The sequence below is a fragment of the Micromonospora echinofusca genome, assembly GCF_017614955.1.
In the GTDB taxonomy this organism is placed as follows: domain Bacteria; phylum Actinomycetota; class Actinomycetes; order Mycobacteriales; family Micromonosporaceae; genus Micromonospora; species Micromonospora echinofusca_A.
Window position 1 is genome coordinate 1 of the sequence record NZ_WVUH01000672.1, and the last position, 1,105, is coordinate 1,105.

Here is a 1,105-nt window from a genome sequence, read left to right on the forward strand (position 1 = left end):
TGATCCCCTCCTGCCTCCGGCGGGCCACCCCGCCCGGTGACCCGGCCCGGCGGGCCACCGGTCAACCGGTGACCCGCACCTGGTGGTCGTACGAGAACGCCAGCGCCCGGCCGTCGAGGTCGAGCCGCTGCACCTCCGCCCCGCGTTCACCGGTGTGCGGATCGGCACCCATCAACCGGACGTCCTCCACCAGGTCCACCCCGTCGACCCGTTGCAGCACGGCGTGCAGTTCCCCCGACTGGACGGGGCGGCCGAACGGCCACCCGGTGCCGTCGGGCCCACCGACCACCGGGTCCAGGTAGTCGTAGAGCGCCCGCGTCGCCCGCCGCCGCAGTTCCGGGTGGGAAACGGTGGCCCGGGGCAGCGCGCGTACCCGGGCCAGCACCGTCACCCCCTGGTAGAACGGCGGTTCGACCAGTACCCGCGCACCCACGCAGCGGCGGGCGTCCAGGTGCGCCTTGATCCGGTCCAGCACCTCCTGCCGGGGCCGCAGCGCCTCGAACCGGGCGCTGTCGTTCTCGGTCTCCTGGCGCTCGCCGAGGGCCGGTACGACCAGCACCCACACCGTGGACGAACCATCGCCGGCCGGCACGCAGTGCACCCGCAGCACCTCCGGTGCCGCCTCCCGGGCCAGGTACGCGTAGTCCTCGGCGGTCACCGCCCGGTCCCGGGTCCGCACGGTCAGCGGCCCGCGTACCCGGGCCTCGTCCAGCGACTCACCGTCCACCCCACCGGACGCCGCCGTCCGGTTGGTCACCGTGGACACGAAGGGCACCGGGTCGCGGAGCACGGTCAACGTGCGGGCGGCCACGTTGCCCTGCCGGCCACCGCCGCTGCGGTACGCCGGGATCCGCACCACCACCCCCTTCGCCGGCATCCCCCCGTACCGGCGTACCGTCCCGTCGGCGTGCCGGACCGCCGGGCCGAACCGCACCTCCCCGGTGGACCGGTCCACGCAGACGTGCCGGTCGTCCGGACCCGAGTCGGCGAAGCTGCCCACCTCACGCCAGGTCTGCCAGCCGTCTGCGCTGCCCACCTCGACCTCGATGGTGCCGGCCCCGGCCACGATCGGGGCCGGCACCATCGAGGTCGAGGTGGGCAGCGC

At 75.2% G+C, this 1,105-nt stretch carries 1 protein-coding gene; it reads right to left on the reverse strand.

The features are described 5' to 3' along the window. Window positions 1–61 precede the first annotated feature (61 nt). A partial coding sequence (locus GSF22_RS33780) for a putative baseplate assembly protein (RefSeq protein ID WP_208817942.1) occupies window positions 62–1,105 on the reverse strand: 1,044 nt, incomplete at its 5' end.